The organism is Saccharothrix sp. ST-888, from assembly GCF_000955975.1.
Classification (GTDB): Bacteria; Actinomycetota; Actinomycetes; order Streptomycetales; family Streptomycetaceae; genus Kitasatospora.
The window spans coordinates 1-295 of the sequence record NZ_JYJF01001018.1 but is presented as its reverse complement, the minus strand read 5'-3'; the positions used below and the strand labels follow the sequence as shown (position 1 = coordinate 295).

At 76.6% G+C, this 295-nt stretch carries 1 protein-coding gene; it reads left to right on the top strand.

The genetic code is table 11. The features are described 5' to 3' along the window. Nucleotides 1–295, top strand: a 295-nt coding sequence (locus UK12_RS35390; protein WP_156179179.1) for an SDR family NAD(P)-dependent oxidoreductase, incomplete at both ends; no start/stop codon positions are given.

The window sequence follows — 295 nt, the reverse complement described above, 5'->3', positions numbered from 1 at the left end:
GCGGCGCCGGTGGAGGGCTGGCGCCCGTCCGGGACCGTGCTGGTGACCGGTGGTACGGGTGCGCTGGGCGCGCAGGTGGCCCGCTGGCTGGCGCGGAACGGTGCGGAGCACCTGCTGCTCACCAGCCGTCGCGGCCCGGATGCCGAAGGCGCGGCCGAGCTGCGCGAGGAGCTGACCGCGCTGGGCGCCCGGGTGACGATCGAGTCCTGTGACGTGTCGGACCGCTCGGCGCTCGCCGAACTGCTCGACCGGGTGCCGGCCGAGCACCCGCTGACCGCCGTGATGCACACCGCCG